We start from the raw sequence: 6,000 nt of genomic DNA on the forward strand, positions 1-6,000 counted from the left end.
GGGCGTCGCCGTGGGGACGCAGGTCCTCGTCGGCGCAGTAAGGGCAGTGGAACGGGACGGCGCGGGCGGTCATCGCAGCACCTCCTCGTCGGCGCGGGCGACCCAGCGGGCGAAGGACTCGGCGTCCTCACGCTGCTCGAGATACGTACGCGATAGCTTCTCGATGTAGTCCGGGAGGTGATCGCCGATGACCTTGTGCGCGCGCAGCTTGCGGCCGAAGCCGGCCTCGAGCCCGAGCGCACCACCGAGGTGCACCTGGAAGCCCTCGACCTGGTTGCCGGCCTCGTCCATCACGAGCATGCCCTTGAGGCCGATGTCGGCGGTCTGGATGCGGGCGCACGAGTTGGGGCAGCCGTTGACGTTGACCGTGATCGGCGTGTCGAGCTCGGGCACGCGCTGCTCGAGCTCGCCGATCAGGTCCTTGGCGCGGTCCTTGGTGTTGACGATCGCGAGCTTGCAGTACTCGATGCCGGTGCACGCCATCGTGTTGCGGCGCCACTGCGACGGCCGTGCGTTCAGGCCGATCTCGGCGAGCGCCGCTACGAGCGACTCGACCTTGTCCTCGTCGACGTCGAGCACCAGCAGCTTCTGCATCGGTGTCGTGCGGACGCGGTCGCTGCCGTGGGCCTCGACGATGTCGGCGACCTGGTGCAGCAGGGTCCCGGAGATGCGCCCGACGGTCGCGGCGGCGCCGACGAAGAACTTGCCGTCCTTCTGGCGGAACACGCCGACGTGGTCGGCCGGGGTCTCGGGTGCCTCCGGTGCGTCGAGATCGACGAGCGTACGCCCGAGGTACTCCGTCTCGAGCACCTCGCGGAACTTCTCGACGCCCCAGTCGGCGATGAGGAACTTCAGCCGAGCACGCGTGCGCAGACGGCGGTAGCCGTAGTCGCGGAAGATGCTGGTGACGCCCTTCCAGACCTCGGGCACCTCGTCGAGCGGGACCCAGACGCCGAGTCGCTGGGCCAGCATGGGGTTGGTCGACAGCCCGCCGCCGACCCAGAGGTCGAAGCCCGGACCGTGCTCGGGGTGCACGGCGCCGGCGAACGCGATGTCGTTGATCTGCGGCACGACGTCGTGGCCGGGGTGCCCGCTGATCGCGGTCTTGAACTTGCGGGGGAGGTTGGAGAACTCCTTGTCCCCGATGAACTGGCTCTCGATCGCGTCGATCGCGGGCGTGCCGTCGATGATCTCGTCCTCGGAGACGCCGGCGACGGGGCTGCCGAGGATGACACGGGGGCAGTCGCCGCACGCTTCCTGCGTCGACAAGCCGACAGCCTCGAGGCGGTTCCAGATCGTGGGGACGTCGCGGATGTCGATCCAGTGGTACTGCACGTTCTGGCGGTCCGTGAGGTCCGCGGAGTCGCGGGCGTACTCGACCGACAGGTCGGCGACGGTGCGCAGCTGCTCGAGGTTGAGCTGGCCGCCGTCGATGCGTACGCGGAGCATGAAGTACTCGTCATCGAGCTCTTCGGGCTCGAGCGTCGCGGTCTTGCCGCCGTCGATGCCGGGCTTGCGCTGCGTGTAGAGGCCCCACCAACGGAACCGGCCCCGCATGTCGCCGGGATCGATCGACTCGAAGCCGCGGTGCGCGTAGATGTTCTCGATGCGGGCCCGGACGTTGAGCGGGTTGTCGTCCTTCTTGGACTGCTCGTTGGCGTTCAGCGGCTCGCGGTAGCCCAACGCCCACTGGCCCTCGCCGCGCTTGGGGCGCGGTCGACGGGCTGGTGTGTCGGTACCGGGTGCTGAAGCCATGAACGTCCCTTGGAGGCAGGGCACACGGCGATCAGGACGCTTGCGTCACGATGATGGTCGCCGCACGCCTGGATTGATCGAAATCAGAGCAGAGGTCGCGCGTTGATCAACGACACATCATGTTGCGGGCGCGACCGAGGTCGACGTGAAGTCGTCCCACGAGCCAGAGGGTCTGCGCAGCAAGCATGGAACCAGTGTGGCCGCGGGCCGCGCGCGGCGACAAGCACGGGTCTTAATATGTGGGACGGCTATCCATATGTCGAGACAGCGCGCAGGAGCTGAGCGTGGAAGTGGCCTCGGTTGTGGGCTGGGTCACTCGTGCGGGACGAGCGCGGTGACGGCGTACGCGCCGACGATCGACGCCACAAGAGTGGTCCCGGCGGCCACGAGGGCGACGTCCCACGGCACGAGATCGGCCGTCGCGAGTCCGATCACCGCGGCGGGCTGGAACACCGTGAGCAGCCCCAGTGGCAGGACGGCTCCGCCGACGATCGCCGGTATGCCCGACAGGGCCTCGTGTCCGCCGCCGTCGACGCTGAGCGTCGTCCACGCCCCGATGAGCCCGACGACGGCTGCCCCGACCGCCGTGACGACGAGCCCCGGCTGCGTGAACACCAGGGTGTCGCCGAGCCGGTCGTCGAGCCCGAGGGCCGCGAGCCCACCCAGCACGGCGCCGACGGTGTGGGCGGCGAGGGCGGGCAGGATCGTCGCCCACGGTCGCCGGCCGACGACCGCGAGGGTCAGGACGGCTGCGGGGTTGGCGAGGCCGAGCGTCGACCGCTCGTCGGTGGAGTGCAGCTGGGCGTACCAGGTGAACAGGACCGTCACGGCGGCCACGGCGGCCACGGCAAGGGTGGCGTCGGCGGCACGCAGGGCCAGGGCCGCGACGAGGGTCAGGAGCGCCGACAGCAGCGCCCCCATCGACAGAAGACGCATTCAGTTCTCCAGGTGAGGGGTGGCACGGGCGACGATGCCCGCGAGATCGAGCCCGCGGGGGAGCGTGCCGAACGTGCCGCCCCAGTCGCCGGCGAGGCGTGAGGCGCAGAATGCGTCGGCGACGGACGGGTCGCCGTGCTTGATGAGCACCGTGCCTTGGAGGGCGACGGCCATACGGCCGGCAATGCGCCGCGCCCGCACCTCGACGTCGCTCAGGTCGGCAAGCTCGGTCAGCACCTCGTCGACGACCGCGTCGAGCCGAGCATCCTCACCGCGTACGGAGCCGACCTCGGTGATCCACGCGTCGAGGCTCTCTGGCTCGCGGCCGAGCGCACGCAGGACGTCGAGGGCGTTGACGTTGCCGCTGCCCTCCCAGATCGAGTTGAGCGGCGACTCGCGGAACAGGAGCGGCATGCCCGACTCCTCGACGTAGCCGTTGCCGCCGAGGCACTCGAGCGCCTCGGCGACCATGAACGGCGTGCGCTTGCAGACCCAGAACTTCTCGAGCGCCAGACCGATGCGGCGCAGGGCCTGCTCGTGCGGGTCGTTGAGGTGGTCCACGGCGCTGGCGAGGCGCAGTGCGACGAGGGTGGCCGCTTCGCTCTCGACCGCGAGATCGGCGAGCACGTTCGTCATCGCGGGCTGGTCGGCCAGCGTCGCACCGAACGCCGCGCGGTGGGACGCGTGCCACGCCGCCTCGGCGAGTGCCTTGCGCATGATGCCGGCCGAGCCGAGGATGCAGTCCATCCGCGTCGCGGACACCATCTCGATGATCGTGCGGATGCCGCGACCCTCGTCGCCCAGGCGTACGGCGAATGCGTCGTTGAACTCCAGCTCGCTCGACGCATTGGACCGGTTGCCGAGCTTGTCCTTGAGCCGCACGATCGACAGCGCGTTGCGGGTGCCGTCAGGGCGTACACGCGGCACGACGAAGCACGTCATGCCGTCGGGTGCCTGGGCCAGCACGAGGAACACGTCGTTCATCGGCGCCGAGGTGAACCACTTGTGGCCGGTGACGAGGTACTCGCCGTGGGTCTCGGTCGGCACTGCCACGGTGGTGTTGGTGCGCAGGTCCGAGCCGCCCTGCTTCTCGGTCATCCCCATGCCGGCCAGCAGCCCGGCCTTCTGCTCCGGCGGCCGGAGCCCGAAGTCGTACGTCCTGGACGCCAGCCCCGTCGTCCACTGCTTGGCGAGTGCGTCGTCGGCGCGCAGGGCGGGCACCACGGCGTACGTCATGGTGATGGGGCACATGTGGCCCTGCTCGGTCTGCCCCCACGCGAAGAACCCGGCGGCGCGCTGGAGGTGCGCGACCGGACTCTGCGACACCCACGGCTCGGCGGTCAGGCCGAAGCCGACGCCCTGCGTCATCAGCCAGTGCCAGGACGGGTGGAACTCGATCTCGTCGATGCGGTTGCCGTATCGGTCGGCCGTGCGCAGGACGGGCTCGTTCTCGTTGGCGAGGTGCCAGTGCTCACGGGCCTCCGCGGACCCGGCGAGGCTGCCCAGCGGAGTCAACGTCTCGACAATGTCGGCACCGTGATTGCCGCCGAATGCCCGCACGCCGTCGAGCAGAGCGTTGTCAGCGGTCGCGACGTTGTAGCCGACCAGCGGAGTCGCCTGGTTCGAAGGTGCACGCTGCAGGGGATCCATGTCGCTACGGTAGAGCCATGGCGGTTGAACCGGTAGGTCGACCGGCGATCCCCGAAGCAGGCAAGAAGCTCGTCGCGCGCACCGTCAGCAGCTGCTTCCGCTACCGCGTGACAGGCCTTGCCGCCGAGGCCGCGTTCTTCGCGATCCTGTCGCTCCCGCCGCTGGTCTTCGGCCTCGCCGGCACGATCGGATTCATCGCCGAGCGCTATGAGGTCGCCAAGGTCGAGGTGCTGAGGGACCGGGTCATCGACCTCGCGTCACAGGCCCTGACACCGGACACGGTCGAGAAGGTCATCACGCCGACGCTCAACGACGTGCTCGGCGGCGGCCGCATCGACGTGATCTCGATCGGGTTCGTCCTCGCCCTGTGGTCCGGCTCCCGCGCGCTCAACGTGTTCATCGACACGATCTCGATCATCTACGGCCTCGGTGGTCACCGCGGGATCGTCAAGACACGCGCCCTGTCGTTCGCGCTCTACATCGTCGCGCTGCTCGTCGGGATCGTCCTCGTGCCGCTGGTGCTGGCCGGCCCGCAGGTCGCGGCCGACCTCCTGTCGGATCGCTGGGCATTCCTGCGATTCGTCTACTGGCCGGCGATCCTCATCCTGTCCGTCGGGTTCCTCACGACGCTCTACCACCTCGCGGTGCCGGTCAAGAAGCGCTGGCGGCACGGTCTGCCCGGAGCCGTCTTCACGCTGTTCCTGTGGGTCTTCGGCAGCTACTTCGTCCGCTGGGCGCTGGGCTTCTCGACGGGTGGCACGTCGATCTACGGCCCGCTCGCGGCGCCCATCGCGGTGCTCCTGTGGCTGTACGTCCTGTCGATCGCGGTCCTCATCGGCGCCGCCATCAACGCCGCCGTCGAGGAAGGCCTCGAGGAGATGGGCTGGTGGGGCCACCCCCGCAAGATCCTCCCGCCCGAACCGGCCTAGGGTCGCCAGCGGTGGTTGCGTTTCCAGGTGTCGGATCCGGGTGGCCGGTATTCGGGGTGGCCGTCGACGGGACTCATCCGGATGGCCCATCGCGTGTCGTGGATGGTGCGGTGGTGGAAGGGGCAGATCAGGACGCCGTCGGCGAGGCGGGTCTCGCCGCCGTCGGCCCAGCGCATGCGCCAGTGGTGGGCTTCGCACCATTCGGGTGGTCTGTCGCAGTCGGGGAAGGTGCAGCCGCCGTCGCGGTTGGCGAGGGCTTGTTTCTGGGTCTTGGTGAACAGGCGCTGCTCGTGCCCGTGGTCCAGCGGGAGTGGTTTGCCGTTGAAGACTTGGGGGATGAGTCCTGCGTTGCAGGCCATGAGCCGGGCCTGCGAGGCGCTGATCCGGGTGCCGGTGGACAGGGTGGCGGGTGTGATGCCGTGGACGAGGGTGTCGTGGTCGAACCGGACCATGAGGGTGGCGCTGAGTCCGCCTTTGCCGGGGAGCTTGTCGGTGGGCAGGTGGTCGCACAGCTCGGCGAATCCCATGCCGAGGCGGTGCCGGTGCTCCAGGTCGCGGTCGTAGTAGGACTCCGCACCGGGGGTGTGGTCGTGGAGGTGGTCGCGGCGGGGTGCGCTGATCGCCTCGATCGCGGTGCGGAGCTGGTCTGCTTGGGCTTGGGGGATGCGGAACCCGCCCCGGCACGTCCCGTCGCCGTCGTCGGACATCCAGAACTCCGACCGCCGCCAGG

The 6,000-nt window shown here is 69.4% G+C and carries 5 protein-coding genes; 1 reads left to right on the top strand and 4 read right to left on the bottom strand.

Annotation, left to right across the window (positions count from 1 at the left end):
• Positions 1–69: 69 nt before the first annotated feature.
• The 3 genes from ESP70_RS13100 to ESP70_RS13110 form a co-directional block, all read right to left on the bottom strand.
• Complete coding sequence (locus tag ESP70_RS13100; RefSeq protein ID WP_149689681.1) at positions 70–1,755, bottom strand: nitrite/sulfite reductase; 1,686 nt, start codon at positions 1,753–1,755, stop codon at positions 70–72.
• 312 nt (positions 1,756–2,067) lie between these two features.
• Positions 2,068–2,691 (bottom strand): hypothetical protein, encoded by a 624-nt coding sequence (locus tag ESP70_RS13105; protein WP_149689682.1) that lies wholly within the window; start codon positions 2,689–2,691, stop codon positions 2,068–2,070.
• Complete coding sequence (locus ESP70_RS13110; protein WP_149689683.1) at positions 2,692–4,341, bottom strand: acyl-CoA dehydrogenase family protein; 1,650 nt, start codon at positions 4,339–4,341, stop codon at positions 2,692–2,694.
• Between the two features lie 17 nt (positions 4,342–4,358).
• Between ESP70_RS13110 and ESP70_RS13115 the strand changes: the two genes are divergently transcribed.
• The gene (locus tag ESP70_RS13115; RefSeq protein WP_149689684.1) at positions 4,359–5,270 is read left to right on the top strand and encodes a YihY/virulence factor BrkB family protein; all 912 of its coding nucleotides are present in this window, start codon (positions 4,359–4,361) and stop codon (positions 5,268–5,270) included.
• Here the strand turns inward: ESP70_RS13115 and ESP70_RS13120 are convergent.
• Positions 5,267–6,000, bottom strand: a 734-nt coding sequence (locus ESP70_RS13120) for an HNH endonuclease signature motif containing protein (RefSeq protein WP_149689685.1), incomplete at its 5' end; no start/stop codon positions are given. The two genes, ESP70_RS13115 and ESP70_RS13120, sit on opposite strands and share 4 nt — an antisense overlap.

Origin of the sequence: Aeromicrobium ginsengisoli (assembly GCF_004134905.2) — a bacterium.
Taxonomy (GTDB): Bacteria; Actinomycetota; Actinomycetes; order Propionibacteriales; family Nocardioidaceae; genus Aeromicrobium; species Aeromicrobium ginsengisoli.